The 20,784-nt window shown below is 61.1% G+C and carries 17 protein-coding genes; 13 read left to right on the top strand and 4 right to left on the bottom strand.

The annotated features are described in order from the left end of the window. Positions 1-87 precede the first annotated feature (87 nt). Positions 88-1,008, top strand: a complete 921-nt coding sequence (gene argF / locus HBO19_RS02010) for an ornithine carbamoyltransferase (protein WP_169954448.1) — start codon at positions 88-90, stop codon at positions 1,006-1,008. Continuing rightward, the gene (locus HBO19_RS02005) at positions 1,005-2,114 is read left to right on the top strand and encodes an ABC transporter ATP-binding protein (protein WP_169954449.1); all 1,110 of its coding nucleotides are present in this window, start codon (positions 1,005-1,007) and stop codon (positions 2,112-2,114) included. The genes argF and HBO19_RS02005 overlap by 4 nt, the downstream gene beginning before the upstream one ends. A gap of 157 nt (positions 2,115-2,271) precedes the next feature. Here the strand turns inward: HBO19_RS02005 and ybaK are convergent, their stop codons facing one another. After that, a complete protein-coding gene (gene ybaK / locus HBO19_RS02000; RefSeq protein WP_170041832.1) occupies positions 2,272-2,742 on the bottom strand; it encodes a Cys-tRNA(Pro) deacylase in 471 nt (156 codons plus the stop codon). A 371-nt stretch (positions 2,743-3,113) separates the two neighbouring features. On the opposite strand from ybaK, the gene HBO19_RS01995 reads away from it, so the two are divergent. The 11 genes from HBO19_RS01995 (at position 3,114) to HBO19_RS01945 (ending at position 15,582) form a co-directional block, all read left to right on the top strand. Then, positions 3,114-3,968, top strand: a complete 855-nt coding sequence (locus HBO19_RS01995) for an MIP/aquaporin family protein (RefSeq protein ID WP_169954451.1) — start codon at positions 3,114-3,116, stop codon at positions 3,966-3,968. 79 nt (positions 3,969-4,047) lie between these two features. After that, a complete protein-coding gene (gene glpK, locus HBO19_RS01990; RefSeq protein WP_169954452.1) occupies positions 4,048-5,553 on the top strand; it encodes a glycerol kinase GlpK in 1,506 nt (501 codons plus the stop codon). 97 nt (positions 5,554-5,650) lie between these two features. Further along, positions 5,651-6,406, top strand: coding sequence for a DeoR/GlpR family transcriptional regulator (locus HBO19_RS01985; protein WP_038443004.1), 756 nt, complete (start codon positions 5,651-5,653; stop codon positions 6,404-6,406). Between the two features lie 293 nt (positions 6,407-6,699). Beyond that, positions 6,700-8,238, top strand: coding sequence for a glycerol-3-phosphate dehydrogenase (glpD, locus tag HBO19_RS01980; RefSeq protein WP_170056802.1), 1,539 nt, complete (start codon positions 6,700-6,702; stop codon positions 8,236-8,238). Between the two features lie 320 nt (positions 8,239-8,558). Beyond that, complete coding sequence (locus HBO19_RS01975; RefSeq protein ID WP_170041830.1) at positions 8,559-9,491, top strand: glutamate/aspartate ABC transporter substrate-binding protein; 933 nt, start codon at positions 8,559-8,561, stop codon at positions 9,489-9,491. Between the two features lie 192 nt (positions 9,492-9,683). Then, positions 9,684-10,430, top strand: coding sequence for an amino acid ABC transporter permease (locus HBO19_RS01970; RefSeq protein ID WP_169954455.1), 747 nt, complete (start codon positions 9,684-9,686; stop codon positions 10,428-10,430). Further along, positions 10,430-11,101 (top strand): ABC transporter permease subunit, encoded by a 672-nt coding sequence (locus tag HBO19_RS01965; protein WP_169954456.1) that lies wholly within the window; start codon positions 10,430-10,432, stop codon positions 11,099-11,101. The genes HBO19_RS01970 and HBO19_RS01965 overlap by 1 nt, the downstream gene beginning before the upstream one ends. Continuing rightward, positions 11,098-11,832, top strand: coding sequence for an amino acid ABC transporter ATP-binding protein (locus HBO19_RS01960; protein ID WP_170041829.1), 735 nt, complete (start codon positions 11,098-11,100; stop codon positions 11,830-11,832). Before HBO19_RS01965 ends, HBO19_RS01960 begins: the two co-directional genes overlap by 4 nt. A gap of 162 nt (positions 11,833-11,994) precedes the next feature. Continuing rightward, the gene (locus HBO19_RS01955) at positions 11,995-13,896 is read left to right on the top strand and encodes an ATP-binding protein (RefSeq protein ID WP_170056801.1); all 1,902 of its coding nucleotides are present in this window, start codon (positions 11,995-11,997) and stop codon (positions 13,894-13,896) included. Beyond that, positions 13,893-15,233 carry a sigma-54 dependent transcriptional regulator gene (locus HBO19_RS01950; RefSeq protein ID WP_170041828.1) on the top strand — a complete coding sequence of 447 codons (1,341 nt, stop codon included), beginning with the start codon at positions 13,893-13,895 and terminating at the stop codon, positions 15,231-15,233. The genes HBO19_RS01955 and HBO19_RS01950 overlap by 4 nt, the downstream gene beginning before the upstream one ends. A gap of 10 nt (positions 15,234-15,243) precedes the next feature. Next, the gene (locus HBO19_RS01945; protein ID WP_057438356.1) at positions 15,244-15,582 is read left to right on the top strand and encodes a GlpM family protein; all 339 of its coding nucleotides are present in this window, start codon (positions 15,244-15,246) and stop codon (positions 15,580-15,582) included. An 821-nt stretch (positions 15,583-16,403) separates the two neighbouring features. Here HBO19_RS01945 and HBO19_RS01940 read toward each other — a convergent pair. From HBO19_RS01940 to HBO19_RS01930, 3 genes are read right to left on the bottom strand one after another with little or no spacing between them, the layout of a single operon-like run. After that, complete coding sequence (locus HBO19_RS01940) at positions 16,404-17,801, bottom strand: sigma-54 dependent transcriptional regulator (RefSeq protein ID WP_169954460.1); 1,398 nt, start codon at positions 17,799-17,801, stop codon at positions 16,404-16,406. After that, complete coding sequence (locus HBO19_RS01935) at positions 17,791-19,569, bottom strand: ATP-binding protein (protein ID WP_169954461.1); 1,779 nt, start codon at positions 19,567-19,569, stop codon at positions 17,791-17,793. The genes HBO19_RS01940 and HBO19_RS01935 overlap by 11 nt, the downstream gene beginning before the upstream one ends. Continuing rightward, positions 19,566-20,693 (bottom strand): GNAT family N-acetyltransferase, encoded by a 1,128-nt coding sequence (locus HBO19_RS01930; RefSeq protein ID WP_170056800.1) that lies wholly within the window; start codon positions 20,691-20,693, stop codon positions 19,566-19,568. The genes HBO19_RS01935 and HBO19_RS01930 overlap by 4 nt, the downstream gene beginning before the upstream one ends. Positions 20,694-20,784: the final 91 nt, after the last annotated feature.

Raw genomic sequence — 20,784 nt, 5'->3', positions numbered from 1 at the left:
CGTGCGGCTTTCGCCGCAGGTCTCGCCCGTTGTCACAATAAACAAGGCTTTGAGTATCTGCGGTCTGTTGCAAAAAGGTAGTTAATGATGAGCGCAAGGCACTTTCTCTCCCTGATGGATTGCACGCCCGAAGAGCTGGTCAGCGTGATCCGTCGAGGCATTGAGCTTAAAGACCTGCGTAATCGCGGCGTACTGTTCGAGCCTTTGAAAAACCGCGTACTCGGGATGATTTTCGAGAAATCGTCCACCCGTACCCGCCTGTCCTTCGAAGCCGGCATGATCCAGCTCGGCGGCCAGGCCATTTTCCTGTCGCCACGGGACACCCAACTGGGCCGTGGCGAGCCGATCAGCGATTGCGCCATCGTCATGTCGCGCATGCTCGATGCGGTGATGATCCGTACCTTCGCCCACAGCACCCTCACCGAATTTGCCGCCAACTCGCGGGTGCCGGTGATCAACGGCCTGTCCGATGACCTGCATCCCTGCCAGTTGCTCGCCGATATGCAGACGTTCCTCGAACATCGCGGCTCGATCCAGGGCAAGACCGTGGCCTGGATCGGCGATGGCAACAACATGTGCAACAGCTATATAGAAGCGGCGATCCAGTTCGACTTCCATCTGCGCATCGCCTGCCCCGAGGGCTATGAGCCGAGCGCCGAATTCCTGGCCAAGGCCGACGCCCGCGTACAAATCGTGCGCGACCCGAAAGACGCGGTGATCGGCGCGCACCTGGTGAGTACCGACGTCTGGACCTCCATGGGCCAGGAAGACGAGACCGCCAAGCGCTTGGCCCTGTTCGCACCTTATCAAGTCACCCGTGAATTACTCGACCTCGCCGCGCCGGATGTGCTGTTCATGCACTGCCTGCCGGCCCATCGCGGCGAAGAAATCAGCCTCGACCTGTTGGACGACTCGCGCTCCGTCGCCTGGGACCAGGCAGAAAACCGCCTGCACGCCCAGAAGGCCTTGCTGGAGTTCCTGGTCCCACCGGCGTACCACCACGCATGAGCCAGCCACTTCTGCTGAATCTACGCAATCTGGCATGCGGCTATCAGGACCAACGGGTGGTGCAGAACCTCAACCTGCACCTTAACGCCGGCGATATCGGTTGCCTGCTGGGCTCCTCGGGCTGCGGCAAAACCACTACCCTGCGGGCGATTGCCGGGTTCGAACCGGTGCACGAAGGTGAGATCAACCTGGCCGGCGAAGTGATCTCCAGCGCCGGCTTTACCCTGGCCCCGGAGAAACGTCGCATTGGCATGGTGTTCCAGGACTACGCGCTGTTTCCGCACCTCTGCGTGGCCGACAACATTGGCTTCGGCATTCGCAAACACCCGCACAAAGAGCGAGTGGTCGCCGAGCTGCTGGAATTGGTCAACCTGAAGAACCTGGGCAAGCGCTTCCCCCACGAACTGTCTGGTGGCCAGCAACAGCGCGTGGCCCTGGCCCGTGCGTTGGCGCCGGAGCCGCAATTGCTGCTGTTGGACGAACCCTTCTCCAACCTTGATGGTGAGCTGCGGCGCAAGCTCAGCCATGAAGTGCGCGACATCCTCAAGGCGCGTGGCACCAGTGCGATTCTGGTCACCCATGACCAGGAAGAAGCGTTTGCCGTGAGCGATCACGTCGGCGTGTTCAAGGAAGGCCGGCTGGAGCAGTGGGATACGCCCTACAACCTATATCACGAACCGCTGACACCCTATGTCGCGAGCTTTATTGGCCAGGGTTATTTCATCCGTGGCCAGTTGAGCACGCCGGAGTCGGTCAGCACCGAGTTGGGCGAGTTGCGCGGTAATCGTGCCTATACCTGGCCGACTGGCTCTGCGGTAGACGTTTTGCTGCGCCCGGATGACATCGTGTATGCACCGGACAGCGCCTTGAAAGCGCAGATTGTCGGCAAGACCTTCCTGGGTGCCTCGACCTTGTACCGCTTACAGTTGCCGACCGGCGCCCAGCTGGAATCGATTTTCCCCAGCCATGCCGATCATCAGGTGGGTGCGCAGGTGGGGATCCGCGTGGCGGCCGAACACCTGGTGCTGTTCCAGGCCTCGGGGAGCACGGCGGCGCAGATTCCGCAGGTGGAGTCCGGCGTGCGGCGCTACAGCACTGCCAGCTGAAGAAACCGAATCCAAAATGTGTGCAGGCTTGTGTGGGAGCCTGGCTTGCCCGCGATGCAGGCGCCTCGGGCTGTCAGCTACAGCGAGGTGATGCTATCGCAGGCAAGCCAGCTCCCACAGAGGCTCGCTCCCACATTTGATCCCACCGTTATTGAATTCAAGCCCGACCAATCGGCGCGAATTTGCCCTGGGTCTGCTCGGCCAACACCGCCGCCGCCAACTCCACTTCCAAGCCCCTCCTACCCGCGCTGACAAAAATTGTCGCAAAAGGCTGTGCGCTCTCATCGATGAAGGTGCGCAAGCGTTTCTTCTGCCCCAGCGGGCTGATCCCGCCCAACAAATAGCCGGTAGAACGCTGCGCCGCCGCGGGGTCGGCCATCTCGACTTTCTTCACCCCTGCCGCGTGCGCCAGGGCCTTCAAATCCAGACTTCCGACGACCGGCACCACCGCCACCAATAACTCGCTCTTTTCGCTGCTGGCGAGCAGGGTCTTGAACACCCGCGCCGGGTCGAGACTCAACTTCTCCGCGGCCTCCAGGCCATAAGAGGCGGCCTTGGGGTCATGTTCGTAACTGTGGATACGATGTTCGGCGCGAACTTTTTTCAACAAGTCCAATGCGGGTGTCATAGGGGCTCCAGGCTCGGGGGAAACGTGGAAAAGCAGGCCACCGATTCTAGGACAAACCCAGGCAAAACGCTCTAGTGCAGGGCGCTGTGCGACGAATCCGCGCAGATCCTGGCCACGCTCGCCGCCCATTGCGTCGCCTTGTTGCGGCGATCATTCACCGTGTTAATAGTTTGAAAATGACCGACCGTTCACTTTCGACCTTTGACAGCGGTGTTTCTTGTCTATATTTTTTCGTTTCCGAATACTGTAGGAATCTATCCACAGTGTCCGAGCAGTAAGCCGTGACCAGGATGGGGATCCTCGTCACGGTGAAAATCGCGCACCGCCCGTTGTGGCACCGCGCCAGACAAGAAAAAAAATCGAGGTTTTCAATGACAACTGCTCTTCAACAGCCTTCTCTTTCAAGCCAATGCATGGCCGAGTTCCTCGGCACCGCGCTGCTGATCTTCTTCGGCACCGGCTGTGTCGCTGCGCTCAAGGTCGCGGGTGCCAGCTTTGGCTTGTGGGAAATCAGCATCATCTGGGGGATCGGCGTGAGCATGGCGATCTACCTGAGCGCCGGCATTTCCGGGGCTCATCTCAATCCAGCCGTCAGTATCGCGCTATGCATCTTTGCCGATTTCGACAAGCGCAAACTGCCCTTCTACATCATTGCCCAGGTTGCCGGCGCCTTTTGCTCGGCCGCGCTGGTCTACACGCTCTACAGCAACCTGTTTTTCGATTACGAACAAACTCACCAGATGGTCCGCGGCTCCGCAGCCAGCCTGGAGCTGGCCTCGGTATTCTCTACCTACCCCCACGCCTTGCTGAATACAGCCCAGGCGTTCCTGGTGGAAATGGTCATCACCGCCATCCTCATGGGCGTGATCATGGCCTTGACCGACGACAACAATGGCTTGCCCCGTGGCCCGCTGGCCCCGCTGCTGATCGGTTTACTGATCGCGGTGATCGGCAGCGCCATGGGCCCGCTGACCGGGTTTGCGATGAACCCGGCACGGGATTTCGGCCCTAAACTGATGACGTTTTTCGCCGGTTGGGGTGAAATGGCCTTCACCGGCGGGCGCGATATTCCTTATTTCCTGATTCCGATCTTTGCACCGATTGTCGGTGCCTGCCTCGGCGCTGCGGCCTATCGCGGGTTGATTGCCCGCCATCTGCCCAACGCCACAGCCGCTACAACTGATGCAGCCGAAACCGCCGCCAGCGGTAACACCCGAACTTCCTGAAAGCGGTAGCCTGGGCCCTTCTGCCCCTTTGCGGCCCAGGCTACTTACCCATTCCCTTTTTCCGTCCAAGGCAATCGACATGACCGACACACAGAATAAGAACTACATCATTGCCCTCGATCAGGGCACCACCAGTTCCCGGGCGATCATCTTTGATCGTGACGCCAACGTGGTGTGCACCGCCCAACGCGAATTCGTCCAGCACTACCCGCAAGCCGGCTGGGTCGAGCACGACCCGATGGAAATCTTCGCCACCCAAAGTGCCGTGATGGTCGAGGCCCTGGCACAAGCCGGCCTGCATCACGACCAGGTTGCCGCCATCGGCATCACCAACCAGCGTGAAACCACGGTGGTCTGGGACAAGATCACCGGCCGCCCGATCTACAACGCCATCGTCTGGCAGTGCCGACGCAGCACCGAGATCTGCCAGCAGCTCAAGCGCGACGGCCATGAGCAATACATCAGCGACACCACCGGCCTGGTCACCGACCCGTACTTCTCCGGCACCAAGCTGAAGTGGATCCTCGATAACGTCGAAGGCAGCCGCGAACGCGCGCGCAACGGCGAACTGCTGTTCGGCACCATCGACAGCTGGCTTATCTGGAAATTTACCGGCGGCAAGACCCACGTCACCGACTACACCAACGCCTCGCGCACCATGCTCTTCAACATCCACACCCTGGAGTGGGATGCGAAGATGCTCGAGGTGCTGGACATCCCGCGGGAAATGCTGCCGCAAGTGAAGTCCTCCTCAGAAATCTATGGCCGCACCAAAAGCGGGATTGCCATCGGCGGCATTGCCGGTGACCAGCAGGCCGCTCTGTTCGGCCAGATGTGCGTCGAGCCGGGCCAGGCGAAAAATACCTACGGCACCGGCTGCTTCCTGCTGATGAACACCGGCGACAAGGCCGTCAAGTCCCAGCACGGCATGCTCACCACCATCGCCTGCGGCCCCCGTGGCGAAGTGGCCTACGCACTCGAAGGCGCGGTGTTCAACGGCGGCTCCACCGTGCAGTGGCTGCGCGACGAGCTGAAGATCATCAACGACGCCCACGACACCGAATACTTCGCCAACAAGGTCAAGGACAGCAACGGCGTATACCTGGTGCCGGCGTTCACCGGCCTGGGCGCTCCGTACTGGGACCCCTATGCCCGTGGCGCGCTGTTCGGCCTGACCCGTGGCGTACGCGTGGATCACATTATTCGTGCAGCCCTGGAGTCGATTGCCTACCAGACCCGCGACGTGCTCGACGCCATGCAGCAGGACTCCGGCGAACGCCTCAAATCCCTGCGGGTGGACGGCGGTGCGGTGGCCAATAACTTCTTGATGCAGTTCCAGGCCGATATCCTCGGCACCCAGGTCGAGCGCCCGCAAATGCGCGAGACCACGGCGTTGGGCGCGGCCTACCTGGCCGGCCTGGCCTGTGGTTTCTGGGGCAGCCTGGATGAATTGCGTGGCAAGGCGGTGATCGAGCGCGAATTCGAACCGCAACTGGACGAGGCAGCCAAAGAAAAACTCTACGCCGGCTGGAAAAAAGCGGTCAGCCGCACCCGCGACTGGGAACCCCACGAAGGCGCCGAATAAGCCACGCGCCGGACCCACTTAGGGTTGTAACTGGCAGGGAGCAGATTCCTGCGTCATCATGGGCCACTTTTTTGTACGGCAGCCCAAAGGACGCCCCATGAATCTGCCTCCCCGTCAGCAGCAAATCCTCGAACTGGTCCGCGAACGCGGCTACGTCAGTATCGAGGAAATGGCGCAGCTGTTCGTTGTGACCCCGCAAACCATCCGCCGCGACATCAACCAACTGGCCGAAGCCAACCTGCTGCGTCGCTACCACGGCGGCGCCGCCTATGACTCCAGCGTCGAAAACACCGAGTACGCCATGCGTGCCGACCAGATGCGCGATGAAAAACAGCGTATCGGCGAAGCCATTGCCGCACAGATCCCCGATCATGCCTCGCTGTTCATCAATATCGGCACCACCACCGAATCCATCGCCCGGGCGCTGCTCAACCACAGCCACCTGAAGATCATCACCAACAACCTCAACGTTGCCATGATGCTCAGCGCCAAGGACGACTTCGACGTGCTGCTGACTGGCGGCAATGTGCGCCGTGACGGCGGCGTGGTGGGCCAGGCCAGCGTGGACTTCATCAACCAGTTCAAGGTCGACTTCGCCCTGGTGGGTATCAGCGGCATCGATGAGGACGGCAGCCTGCTCGACTTCGATTACCAGGAAGTGCGGGTTTCCCAGGCGATCATTGCCAATGCACGCAAGGTGATCCTGGCGGCGGACTCGAGCAAATTCGGGCGCAATGCCATGATTCGCCTGGGGCCGATCAGCTTGATTGATTGCCTGGTCACCGATCAGCAGCCGGTGCCGGCGCTGGTGCAGTTGTTGAGCCAGAACAAGATTCGCCTGGAAGTCGTCTGATCTGGCCCTGAGATCTCTGGCGCCTGGACCACCTTCATCGCGGGCAAGCCCGCTCCCACAGTTGGAATGCGTTCAACCTGTGGGAGCGGGCTTGCCCGCGATGGCGGCCTAAAGAGCAACAACCCTCTTGAGCCAGCAGCAGGCTCAATGTTCACAATTTTTCCTTTCCCCGCCCTTCGATGAGTTTTTTCAATCGAAGTCGACTGGCTGTGCCTGCGTTTATAGGCTACCATTTTCGCAAATGAACATTAATGTTCGAATTCAAATATAAATAAAGATCGCGAGGCCAGCCGATGACCCCTTCTACCTTGCCTGCTCCACCCCTTGCCGAAGTCTATGATGTTGCCGTTATCGGTGGTGGGATCAATGGCGTGGGCATCGCGGCAGACGCGGCCGGTCGCGGCCTGTCGGTATTCCTTTGCGAAAAGGACGACCTGGCCAGCCACACCTCGTCCGCCAGCAGCAAGCTGATCCACGGCGGCCTGCGCTATCTTGAACATTACGAATTCCGCCTGGTGCGCGAGGCCCTGGCCGAACGCGAAGTGCTGCTGGCCAAGGCTCCGCACATCGTCAAGCAGATGCGCTTTGTGCTGCCCCATCGCCCGCACCTGCGCCCGGCCTGGATGATTCGCGCCGGCCTGTTCCTGTATGACCACCTCGGCAAGCGCGAAAAACTCGCAGGTTCCAAGAGCCTGAAGTTCGGTGCCGACAGCCCGCTGAAAAGCGAGATCACCAAGGGCTTCGAATACTCCGACTGCTGGGTCGACGACGCACGCCTGGTAGTACTCAACGCCATGGCCGCCCGGGAAAAAGGGGCGCATATCCACACCCAGACCCGTTGCGTCAGCGCCCGTCGCAGCAAGGGCCTGTGGCACCTGCACCTGGAACGCGCCGATGGCAGCCTGTTGTCGATCCGCGCCAAGGCCCTGGTGAATGCGGCCGGCCCGTGGGTCGCCAAATTCATCAAGGATGACTTGAAGCTCGATTCGCCCTACGGCATCCGCCTGATCCAGGGTAGCCACCTGATCGTGCCAAAACTGTACGAAGGCGCCCATGCGCACATCCTGCAGAACGAGGACGGGCGTATCGTCTTCACCATTCCGTACCTCAACCACCTGACCATTATCGGCACCACCGACCGTGAGTACACCGGCGACCCGGCGAAAGTGGCGATCACCGAAGGTGAAACGGACTACATGCTCAAGGTGGTCAATGCCCACTTCAAGCAGCAGTTGAGCCGCGACGATATCGTGCACACCTATTCCGGCGTGCGTCCGCTGTGCAACGACGAGTCGGATAACCCGTCGGCCATCACCCGCGACTACACCCTGGCGCTGTCCGGTACTGGCGAGGAAGCGCCGATCCTGTCGGTGTTCGGCGGCAAGCTGACCACCTACCGCAAGCTTGCCGAGTCGGCCCTGGCGCAACTGGCCCCGTACTTCCCGCATATCAAGCCAAGCTGGACGGCCAAGGCCAGCCTGCCCGGCGGCGAAGACATGAGCACCCCGGAAGCCCTGGCCTCGGACATTCGCAGCAAGTTCGAGTGGATCCCCAGCGAAATCGCCCGCCGCTGGTCGACCACCTATGGCAGCCGCACCTGGCGCCTGCTCGAAGGCGTGCAATCGCTGGCCGACCTGGGCGAGCACCTGGGTGGTGGCCTGTACACCCGGGAAGTCGACTACCTGTGCGCCGAGGAATGGGCGACCCAGGCCTACGACATCCTGTGGCGCCGCACCAAACTGGGGCTGTTCACCACCCCCGAGGAGCAGGAAAACCTGCAGCGCTACCTGGTCAAGGTCGAGCAGAACCGCAGCAAGATCGAAGCGGCCTGAATGACAAAGCCCCTGCACCGAAAGGTCCAGGGGCTTTTTTTGGCTCGCACATCGTAAGCAGACTCCTACAAATTCGGTTTTCCGAACGCGATACCTCCCCCTATTCGGTTTGCCGGACTTAAACACCGGATAAACATCGTCACATAAAGTTAATAACCATATAAATCATATAGTTAGATCTTTATTAGCAGTCTGGCACGACTCATGCTCTACACTTGGGACGTGTTTGCCTGAGATGCTTCAGGAGCCGTCACAGGCATTCGCTGTATCGAAAGAGCCGTCCAGGCTTCATAAAAAAAACAAATGTCGAGGAAGTATTGATGCGTATCGTTCCCCATATTTTGGGCGCAGCCATTGCTGCCGCTCTGATTAGCACTCCAGTCTTCGCCGCCGAACTGACCGGCACGCTGAAGAAAATCAAAGAGTCGGGCACCATCACCCTGGGCCACCGCGACGCCTCCATTCCGTTTTCCTACATTGCGGATGGTTCGGGCAAGCCAGTGGGCTACTCCCACGACATTCAACTGGCCATCGTCAAAGCTGTCGAGAAAGACCTCGGCATGAAGGAAGGCGAGCTGAAGGTCAAATACAACCTGGTCACTTCGCAAACTCGTATCCCGCTGGTGCAGAACGGCACCGTGGACGTTGAGTGTGGTTCCACCACCAACAACGTTGAACGTCAGCAACAAGTCGACTTCTCCGTCGGCATCTTCGAAATCGGTACCCGTCTGCTGTCCAAAAAGGACTCGACCTACAAGGATTTCGCTGACCTCAAGGGCAAGAACGTCGTGACCACCGCCGGCACCACGTCCGAGCGCATTCTCAAGTCCATGAACGCTGATAAGCAGATGGGCATGAACGTGATCTCCGCCAAGGACCACGGTGAGTCCTTCCAGATGCTGGAAAGCGGCCGCGCCGTTGCCTTCATGATGGACGATGCGCTGCTGGCCGGTGAGATGGCCAAGGCCAAGAAGCCAGACGACTGGGCTGTAACGGGGACTGCACAGTCCTACGAAATCTACGGCTGCATGGTTCGCAAAGGCGATGCACCGTTCAAGAAAGCAGTCGACGATGCAATCGTTGCTACCTACAAGTCGGGCGAGATCAACAAGATCTACGACACCTGGTTCCAAAAGCCGATCCCACCAAAAGGCCTGAACCTGATGTTCCCGATGAGCGACGAACTCAAGGCCCTGATCGCCAATCCGACCGACAAAGCGGCCGACGACAAAACGGCTGAAAAAAAGTCCTGATTCCGAACTAACCTTATCCCCTGGGGGAGCCAACCCTCCCTCAGGTGCCTGTTACTACCTGCTGGCATTATTTGGAACACTCGACCTGGCGGTTTGCGAGCCGATCGTGTGTGTCTGACGTTCACCGTCAGGCGGGAATGGATCTTCCCCAAGCGGGTGCTTGTACATCGATCGATTTCGGGGGAGACCCTAATGAATTACAACTGGGACTGGGGCGTATTCTTCAAGTCCACCGGCGTGGGCAGCGAGACTTATCTCGACTGGTTCATCTCCGGTTTGGGCTGGACCATCGCCATCGCCGTCGTGGCATGGATCGTCGCCTTGCTGCTGGGCTCGATGCTGGGTGTGATGCGCACGATGCCTAACCGCCTCGTAGCCGGCATCGCCACCTGCTACGTGGAACTGTTTCGTAATGTGCCGCTGCTGGTTCAGCTGTTCATCTGGTACTTCCTGGTACCTGACCTGCTGCCACAAAACCTGCAGGACTGGTACAAACAAGACTTGAACCCGACCACCTCGGCCTACCTGAGCGTTGTCGTGTGCCTGGGCCTGTTCACCGCCGCCCGCGTATGTGAACAAGTGCGTACCGGTATCCAGGCGCTGCCTCGCGGCCAGGAAGCCGCCGCGCGTGCCATGGGTTTCAGCCTGTCACAGATCTACTGGAACGTGCTGCTGCCCCAGGCCTACCGGATCATCATCCCGCCGCTTACCTCGGAATTCCTCAACGTGTTCAAGAACTCCTCCGTGGCGTCCTTGATCGGCCTGATGGAATTGCTGGCACAAACCAAGCAGACCGCCGAATTCTCGGCCAACCTGTTTGAAGCCTTCACCCTGGCCACGCTGATCTACTTCACCCTGAACATGAGCCTGATGCTGCTGATGCGCCTGGTCGAGAAGAAAGTCGCGGTGCCTGGCCTGATTTCCGTGGGGGGCAAATAATGGACTTCGATTTCAGCGGCATTATCCCAGCCATGCCCGGCCTGTGGAACGGCATGGTCATGACCTTGAAGCTGATGGTCATGGGCGTGGTCGGCGGTATCTTCCTCGGTACCATCCTGGCCTTGATGCGCCTGTCCTCCAGCAAACTGCTGTCGCGCGTGGCCGGCGCCTATGTGAACTACTTCCGCTCGATCCCGCTGCTGTTGGTGATCACCTGGTTCTACCTGGCGGTACCATTCGTATTGCGCTGGATCACTGGCGAAGACACGCCAATCGGTGCATTCACCTCCTGCGTCGTGGCCTTCATGATGTTCGAGGCGGCGTACTTCTGCGAAATCGTGCGGGCCGGCGTGCAGTCGATCCCCAAGGGCCAGATGGCTGCGGCACAAGCGATGGGCATGACCTACAGCCAGACCATGCGCCTGATCATCCTGCCCCAGGCGTTTCGCAAGATGACCCCGCTGCTGCTGCAGCAGAGCATCATCCTGTTCCAGGACACCTCGCTGGTCTACACCGTGGGCCTGGTGGACTTCCTCAACTCCGCCCGCTCCAACGGCGACATTATCGGCCGCTCCAATGAGTTCCTGATCTTTGCCGGTGTCGTCTACTTCATCATCAGCTTTGCCGCCTCGCTGCTGGTCAAGCGTCTGCAAAAAAGGTTTGCCGTATGATCTCTATCAAGAACATCAACAAGTGGTATGGCGACTTCCAGGTGCTGACCGATTGCAGCACTGATGTCAAAAAAGGCGAAGTGATCGTGGTGTGCGGGCCATCCGGCTCGGGCAAGTCCACCCTGATCAAGTGCGTCAACGCCCTGGAACCGTTCCAGAAAGGTGACGTTGTGGTCGACGGCACCTCGATTGCCGACCCGAAGACCAACCTGCCGAAACTGCGCTCGCGCGTGGGCATGGTGTTCCAGCACTTCGAACTGTTCCCGCACATGACCATCATCAAGAACCTGACCGTCGCACAGGTGAAGGTGTTGGGCCGCAGCGAAGAAGAGGCCAAGAAGAAAGCCCTGCAATTGCTCGAACGCGTGGGCCTGTCGGCGCACCAGGACAAGCATCCAGGCCAGCTTTCCGGCGGCCAGCAACAGCGCGTGGCGATTGCCCGTGCCCTGGCCATGGACCCGATCGTCATGCTGTTCGACGAACCGACTTCAGCCCTGGACCCGGAGATGGTCAACGAAGTGCTGGACGTGATGGTGCAACTGGCCCAGGAAGGCATGACCATGATGTGCGTGACCCACGAAATGGGCTTCGCCCGCAGAGTGGCCGACCGTGTGATCTTCATGGATGCCGGCAAGATCATCGAAGACTGCCCTAAAGATGAGTTCTTCGGCGATATCAGCGCCCGTTCCGAACGTGCGCAGCACTTCCTCGAGAAAATCCTGCAGCACTAAGCACAACACAGCGTCCACTGTAGAAACCGGGCCCTGTGGGAGCGGGCTTGCCCGCGATTGCGGCGTATCAGTCAACCTGTCTGTGGTTGACCTACCGTCATCGCGGGCAAGCCTGCTCCCACACCGGTCCAGGCAAGCGCTGGTTGACCCAAGGCATCTGTGATGAAATGCGACCCCACCCTCTATCGCGCCGCGCCGCCATCACTTGCCGTGAAGCCTCGTCTGATTCGCCAGTTGTTCCTGCCGCCCCTGATCATCCTGTTGATGATCGGCCTGGGTTTTATCGGCTTCTGGACCAGCGAGCACTACGGCATCCGCACCCTGGGCGAGAACGGCGAGCGTCAGTTGGAGCTGCATGCGCGCACGGTCGAGAGTGAGATCAGCAAATACACCTACCTGCCCAGCCTGCTGGAACTGGAATCCAGCGTCTCCAGGCTGTTGGCCGAGCCAAGCCCGGAACACCGGCAAGCCGTCAACGAATACCTCGAAGGCCTGAACCGGCGTAGCCGCAGTCGGGCGATTTATGTGATGGACACCACCGGCCGTGTGATGGCCACCAGCAACTGGCGCGATGTTGACAGCTACCTGGGTGAAGACCTGTCGTTCCGCGCCTATTTCCAGAATGCCGTGCGTGGCCAGCCCGGCCGTTTCTATGGCATCGGCAGCACCAATGGCGAACCCGGCTACTACCTGGCCCATGGCCTGGAAGAACGCGGCAAGATCATTGGCGTCGCGGTGGTCAAGGTGCGCCTCGAAGCGCTGGAAGAACGCTGGCAGCGCGCGCGCCTGGAAGCCTTTGTCAGCGATGAGAACGGCATCATCATCCTCTCCAGCGACCCGGCGCGCCGGCTCAAGGCCGTGCGCCCGCTGAGCGACGATACCAAGGAGCGCCTGGCTCGCAGCCTGCAATATTACTGGGCGACCCTCAACGAACTGCAACCCCTGGCCCGCGAACAGCTGGATGCTGGTACCGAGAAGCTGACGTTCCCGGCCAACAGTGAAGTGGTGACCGACGACCAGGAAGTCACCTACCTCGCCCAGACCCGACCGCTGAACGACACGCCGTGGAACTTCACCCTGCTCACCCCGCTCAACGACCTGCGCCAGGCGGCGATCAACCAGGGCATCCTCGTCGCCGTGGCCTTTGCCCTGGTGGCGTTCCTGCTGATTGCCTGGAACGAGCGACGCAAGGTGATCGCCACGCGCCTGGCTGCCCGCGAGGCCCTGCAAGAAGCCAACAACCAGCTGGAGCGGCGGATTGCCGAGCGCACCGCCGACCTGCGGGCCAGCAACGAACGGCTCAAGGCGCAGATCCGCGAACGCCGCCAGGCCGAAGAAACCCTGCGCCGCGCCCAGGACGAATTGGTCCAGGCCGGCAAACTGGCGGCCATCGGCCAGATGTCCACCAGCATCGCCCATGAACTGAACCAGCCCCTGGCGGCCCTGCGCACCTTGTCCGGCAACACCGTGCGCTTCCTGGAACGCGGAGCCCTGGATACTGCCAGCACCAATCTCAAGACCATCAACGAACTGATCGACCGCATGGGCCGCATCACCGCCAGCCTGCGCTCGTTTGCCCGACGCGGCGACGACCAGGGCGAAGCCAGCCTGGGCAAGGCCGTGGATGCGGCGTTCCAGGTCCTGGGCAGCCGCCTCGACAGCCTGCCGCTGACCGTCCACCGTGGTTTTAGCCAGGCCCTGTTGCAGATCGACCAGACGCGCCTGGAGCAGATCCTGGTCAACCTGATCGGCAACGCCCTGGATGCGATGCACGCCCAACCCGCCCCCGAGCTGTGGCTGGAAAGTGATATCAGCGACGGAAAATATCGCCTGCGGGTGCGGGACAACGGGCATGGCATCGACCCTGAGACCCGCAAGCATCTGTTCGAACCCTTTTTTACCACCAAACCCGGCGAGCAAGGGCTGGGCCTGGGCCTGACCCTGTCGGCCAGCCTTGCAGCGGCCACCGGCGGCAACCTGGCCGTCGAGCCCCCGGCCGTTGGTGGTACGGCCTTTGTCCTGAGCCTGCCCCTGGCAGGCCATCAACCCGGCGAATCGATATGAACAGCCAACCCAATACCGAACTGACCGTGCTGATCGTCGAAGACGATCCCCATGTGTTGCTCGGCTGCCAGCAAGCCCTGGCCCTGGAAGATATTCCCAGCGTCGGCGTGGCCAGCGCCGAAGAGGCTCTCAAACGTGTCGGCGAAAACTTTGCCGGCATTGTGATCAGCGATATCCGCTTGCCCGGTATCGACGGCCTGGAGCTGTTGACCCGCCTCAAGGCCCTGGATAAAAGCCTGCCGGTGGTGCTGATCACCGGCCACGGCGATATTTCCATGGCCGTGGGCGCGATGCGCAACGGTGCCTATGACTTCATGGAAAAACCCTTTTCCCCGGAGCGCCTGGTAGACGTGGTGCGCCGCGCCCTCGAACAGCGCGGCCTGGCCCGGGAGGTCTGGGCGCTACGCCGGCAACTGGCCGAGCGTGACTCCCTGGAAGGCCGGATCATCGGGCGCTCGCCGGCGATGCAGAACCTGCGCGAGCTGATCGCCAACGTCGCCGACACCTCGGCCAACGTGCTGATCGAAGGCGAGACCGGCACCGGCAAGGAGCTGGTCGCCCGCTGCCTGCACGACTTCAGCCGCCGCCACGCCCACCAGTTCGTCGCCCTGAACTGCGGTGGCCTGCCGGAAAACCTGTTCGAAAGCGAGATTTTCGGCCACGAAGCCAACGCCTTTACCGGCGCGGGCAAACGGCGGATCGGCAAGATCGAACATGCCCACGAGGGCACGCTGTTCCTCGACGAAGTGGAAAGCATGCCGATGAACCTGCAGATCAAACTGCTGCGGGTCTTGCAGGAGCGCACCCTGGAACGCCTGGGTTCGAACCAGAGCGTGGCCGTGGATTGCCGGGTGATCGCCGCCACCAAGTCCGACCTCGACGAATTGAGTCGCGCCAACCAGTTCCGCAGCGACCTGTACTACCGCCTGAACGTGGTCACCCTGGAACTGCCGCCGCTGCGCGAGCGTCGTGAAGATATCCTGCAACTGTTCGAACACTTCCTGCAGCAGTCCTCCCTGCGCTTTGACCGCATCGCCCCGGAACTGGACAACCAGACCCTGTCCAGCCTGATGAGCCACGACTGGCCCGGCAACGTGCGAGAACTGCGCAACGTCGCCGAACGTTTTGCCCTGGGCCTGCCGGCCTTCAAGAAAAGCGGCACCAGCCCCGACAACCATGGCCTGGCCTTTACCGAGGCGGTGGAAGCCTTTGAACGCAACCTGCTCAGCGACGCCCTGCAACGCAGCGGCGGCAACCTGACCCAGGCCAGCCTGGAACTGGGAATGGCCAAGACCACCCTGTTCGACAAGGTCAAGAAATACGGCCTGAGCCATTAAGGAGAACTGCGTGGATTTAGTCTTCAAGGCCGCCCTCGGTGCGGCGGTGGTATTGCTCCTGGCGGTGCTGGCCAAAACCAAGAACTATTACATCGCCGGCCTGGTGCCGCTGTTTCCGACCTTTGCCCTGATCGCCCACTACATCGTCGGCAAGGGCCGGTCGGTAGACGATCTGAAGACCACCATCGTGTTCGGCATGTGGTCGATCATTCCGTACTTTGTGTACCTGGCGACGCTGTACGTGATGGTCGATCGCATGCGCCTGGAGGCCTCACTGGCGGTGGCCGCAGTGGCGTGGTTGATGGCGGCGACGGTGCTGGTGAGTGTGTGGATTCGAATCCACGCCTGACACTCCACCGCTCCCCTGTGGGAACTGGACCAACTCGACACCCCCATAAAACCGAGCTGCCTGCATCGCAGCCTCGCTAAAGCTCGACAGCTCCCACACTTGCTCAGTGTCCTTCCCCAATCCCTTGTAGGAGCTGTCGAGCCCCGGCGAGGCTGCGATAGGATCAACTCGGTACACCTGCAAAACCGAGCTGCCTGCATCGCAGCCTCGCTAAAGCTCGACAGCTCCCACATTTGCTCCGTGTCCTTCCCCGATCCCTTGTAGGAGCTGTCGAGCCCCGGCGAGGCTGCGATGGGATCGACTCGGTACACCTGCAAAACCGAGCTGCCTGCATCGCCACCTCGCTAAAGCTCGACAGCTCCTACATTTGCTCCGTGTCCTTCCCCAATCCCTTGTAGGAGCTGTCGAGCCCCGGCGAGGCGGCGATAGGATCAACTCGGTACACCTGCAAAACCCAGTTGCCCGCATCGCAGCCTCGCTAAAGCTCGACAGCTCCCACACTTGCTCCGTGTGCCTCCCCAATCCCTTGTAGGAGCTGTCGAGCCCCGGCGAGGCGGCGATGGGATCGACTCGGTATACCTACAAAACCGAACTGCCTGCATCGCCGCCTCGCTAAAGCTCGACAGCTCCCACATTTGCTCCGTGTGCCTCCCCGATCCCTTGTAGGAGCTGTCGAGCCCCGGCGAGGCGGCGATGGGATCGACTCGGTACACCTGCAAAACCCAGTTGCCCGCATCGCAGCCTCGCTAAAGCTCGACAGCTCCTACATTTGCTCAATGTGCTTCCCCAATCCCTTGTGGGAGCTGTGTGACTCCCAGGACTCAGCGCACGATCTTGTCAATCTGGATGCCGAGCTTTTTCAAGCGGTACCAGAAGCTGCGCTCGGAGATCCCGATCCTTGACGCCGCAGCCGCCTGCACCCCATTGCTCTCCTGCAACGCCGCCAGGATGTACGCCTTCTCCACTTCTGCCAGCGCCGCATCCAGGTCCCGAGGCACGCCCGGGCCTTCGCTGAGAATCGTCGTTACATCACCCGCCGTCGGCTGGGACGCAAACAGATAGGCCGGCAGGTCAATGTCCTCGATCACCGGGCTGGCCGCCACGATGGTCGCGCGCTCCACGCAGTTTTGCAGCTCGCGGATATTGCCCGGCCAGTTGTAGGCGGCCATGGCCTGCAAGGCATCTGCGCTGAAGCCGGTGATGCGTTTGCCGGCTGTGGCGCTCAGGCTGCGGGCAAAGTGCCGGGCCAGGGGGGCGATGTCTTCGACACGCTCGCGCAGGGCGGGCAGCGGGATCGGGAAGACGTTGAGACGGTAGTAGAGATCCTCGCGAAACTCCTTGTTCGCCACCGCATCCAGAAGGTTCTTGTTGGTGGCGGCGATCACCCGCACATCCACCTTGCGTTCACGCGGGTCACCCACCGGCTCGATCACCCGTTCCTGCAAGGCGCGCAGGATTTTGGCCTGCAACGCCAAGGGCATATCGCCAACTTCGTCGAGAAACAGCGTGCCCTTGTCCGCCTGCATGAAGCGCCCTACCCGGTCAGCCACGGCGCCGGTAAACGCGCCTTTGCGATGACCGAACATTTCGCTTTCCAGCAAGCCTTCGGGGATCGCCGCGCAATTGACCGCCACAAAGGGTTTGTCTGCACGGTTGCCATGCTTGTGAATGGCGCGGGCGACCATTTCCTTGCCGGTGCCGCTTTCGCCGGTCAGCAAGATGGTGGCATTGCTCTCACGCACCGAATCCACCGCCTGTAACACCCGGCGAAACGCCGGGCTGTCACCCACCAGGCTGTCGAACTGGGCGTGCTCATCAAGCTCGGCGCGCAGCCGTGCGTTGTCGCGCATGATGTCGCGAAACTGCAAGGCCTTGGCCACGGTGATGTCCAGCTCGTCGATATCGAAGGGCTTGGCAATGTAGTCGTAGGCACCATTGCGCATCGACTGCACGGCATTTTTCACCGTGCTGTAGGCCGTCATCACGATCACCGGCAACTGCGGGTAGCGCACCTTGATCTCGGCCAGCAGTTGCGGGCCGTCCATGCCGGGCATGCGCCAGTCGCTGATCACCAGGTCGATGTCTTCCTGCTCCAGCACCTTGAGGGCATGCAGGCCGTTGCCGGCGATAAACACCTGGATGTCGTTCTGGCTCAGGGCCGACGCCAGCAAGTCGCAGAGCTTGGGCTCGTCGTCGACCACCAATATGTTATGCGTCATGACTGTCCTCGTCGTCGCCGTCATCTTCACCGTTGGCCGGTATGTACAGGCTGAAGGTAGCACCCGCATCCTTCTCGCTGGTGCACTCGATGCGGCCATCGTGACTTTCCATGATTGAGTAGACTTTCGCCAGGCCCAGGCCGGTGCCCGAGGCCTTGGTGGTGACGAAGGGGGTAAAGATCCGCTCGATCATTTCCGGCGCGATGCCCGGGCCGCTGTCGCTGATGCTGATCACCGTGAAGTGTTCGACGCGGCTGATGCCCAACGTCAGGCGCCCACCCTCGGGCATCGCATCGACGGCATTGAGGATCAGGTTCAGGCACGCCTGCTTGATTTGCTTGGCGTCCACATACAGGGTCGCGCCGGGCGCCTGGTCGTCGAGGTGCGCGTCGATGGCATGACTGGCCAGCTCCGGCGCGCAGAAACCGAGGATTTCTTGCGCCAGCGGCCGTGCCAGTTGCTGGCTGCGCAGCGGTTCGCTGGGCTTGGCAAAGTCGAGGAAGTCGGTGATCAGGTCATTGATCCGGCTGACTTCGCTGATCACGTATTCCAGGTGGCGCTTGTCGGTCTCCGGTAGATCGGCGCGGCGGTGCAGCAGTTGGGTCGCCGTCTTGATGATGCCCAGGGGGTTGCGGATTTCATGGGCCAGGCCCATCGCCACTTCGCCCAGGGCATGCAGGCGATCGCGGCGCCGCAGTTGCGCTTCGAGGTGATGCAACTCACCCAGGCGTTCGGTCATGTGGTTGAAAGTGCTGCTCAGTTGCGCCAGCTCGTCACCGCCGGTGACGGCCACGCGGTGCTGGTAGTTGCCGCTGATCACCGCGCTCACGCCCTGGGACAACTCGCGCAGCGGCCGCGTCAGGTGCCGGGAAACCAGCACCCCGGCGCCCAGGGACAAGGCAGAGCTGAGCAGGAAGATCAGCACGAACAGATTGCTCTGGTTCACCAGCCCCACCAGGCTGGTGTGGCGCAGCAGGCCACTGAAGATCACACCCTGCAACTCGCCGGTGTCATTGAAGATCGGCCAGTACAGGCCGCTGTAGTTGCTGGTGAACTGTTCGCTGGGCTGCTTGGTGCTGCGCAGCAGGGTTTCCACGGATTTCGGCACGCGGGTCGGGTGGTCTTCAAAACGCTGGGTAGAGAAGATCTCCGAGAAACCATCGGTATTGGCCAGGTACAGGCGCAAGTCCAGGGAATGCACCTCGGCGACACTGGTCAGGAAACTGCTGTCCAGGTAGGTGCCGACCAGCAGTTCATAGTCGACGCCATCCTGGCTGGTCTCGAACGACGAAATCACGGCCCCGGTGGCCACGCCGCCGACCTGCACGGTTTGCAGTACGGCATTGGGAGCGAGGCTGATTTGTTTCACCACATCATCGCCCACGGTGCTGAACATCACCTTGCTGTCACTGCTGCGAATCAGCGTCACCACGTCAATATCAGTGGCGCTGGCAATGTCCGCGATCAAACGGTCATGACGCATCGCTTCATGGCTGGAGGGCGGACGCACATACCGCAGGAAGATCTGCGCGACACGGGCGTTGTCGTGCAGGATGTCGCTGACTTCATCCTTGACGATGCGGGTCGACTCTTGCAGCCAGATGCGCACGTTACTGTCGAAAATCTGCGACAGGGTGGTGGCTGCCAGCTCCGCGGCGATCATCGTCGGGATCACCGTCACCAGCCAGAACGCCAACACCAGCTTGCGCTGCAGGCTCCAGCGGGAAATGGCAAACGGGCGGGCTTTCTGGCGGGTTTTGGCAATCATCGGGTTTCGCTTATTGCAGCAGCCATGGCAGGGTCGGATCGGTCCGGGCGAATAAACATTCTTACCAGCTTGAGCAGGGTGTCGAGCAGGCGGTTGCGATGCTGGAAGAACAGCGCATTACCCGCGAACTCGCAGCCCAGGCGTAGCTTACTGGCATACCCGGCCTGCCCGCACTCATACAACGCAATATTGTGCGCGATGCAGTAGTCGACGTTGGTCAGCCAACTGCGAAAGTACAGGTTATGTTCGCGGCTGTGGGCCAGGTCGTGGGCAAAGAACTTGTCGATCAGCCGGTGCTGGTCCAGCAGCACCAGGTTGAACGCCACCAGTTGCCCGTCCACCCAGTAAAGTACACAGCGCGCCCGTTGTTCAAGCTGGGCGAGCACCTGGCTGAAATACCCGGCGGGCAGGCGTTCGAATTGCAAGTCAGCGCGGGCCAGCGTGGCCTCGTAGAGGCGCATGATATCCGGCAGCACATCATCGATATTGTCCCGCCACTCCACCTGCGGCCCCGGCGCGCGCATCTTGCGCCGCAAGTCCTTGCGCGTGGATTTGCCTAGGGAGCCCAGGTAGGCATCCACCGAACCGTAGGGCAGCGGCAACAGCCCGGTAGGCAGGCTCGGCATGCTGTGCAGGCCGGCAGCCTTGCAGCTGTCGGCCCAGTCCGGGTCCAGGGTTGGGGCGTCCTTGACGGCCAGCAAGCCGATGCCAAAGGCATCGGCATCCCGGCGCGCGGCGGCCAGCAGGTGTGCCAACAACGCGCCACGGCGTGAAGCGGGCACGTGGCTGGCGACACCGGCATGGCATTGCTCGGCCACCGGCGAGCCGATCGCATACAGGCCCAGGCGCAAAACCCCGGGCCGCCAGCGCTCCAGGCGTTGAGTAAAGCGTTTGGCGATGCCCGACACGGTGGTGTCGAGGCGGTAATGGGTGATGAACGCCGGGGCAACGGCCAGCAGTTGCCCATCCTCATAAAGGGCCAGGTAGCGCCATTGGAAATCCTCGATGGCGGCGTTTTCCACGGCAACGTAGTAGTCCCAATCTTCCAGGGCCTGGGGAAAGCAGTCGTTCCAGGCGCTGCGGTCGATGGCTTGGATAGTTGAATAGGCTTTAGTGCTGATCACAGCGTTTCCTTCATCTAAAAACACCGCGTAAACCGGGCCATATGCGTCATCGTTCACGACCATCGCGGGCAAGCCCGCTCCCACAGGGGGC

Origin of the sequence: Pseudomonas sp. WS 5021 (assembly GCF_012985535.1) — a bacterium.
Lineage (GTDB): Bacteria > Pseudomonadota > Gammaproteobacteria > Pseudomonadales > Pseudomonadaceae > Aquipseudomonas.
Note: the sequence above shows the minus strand (reverse complement) of the source record. Positions and strands in the feature narration are given on the sequence as shown.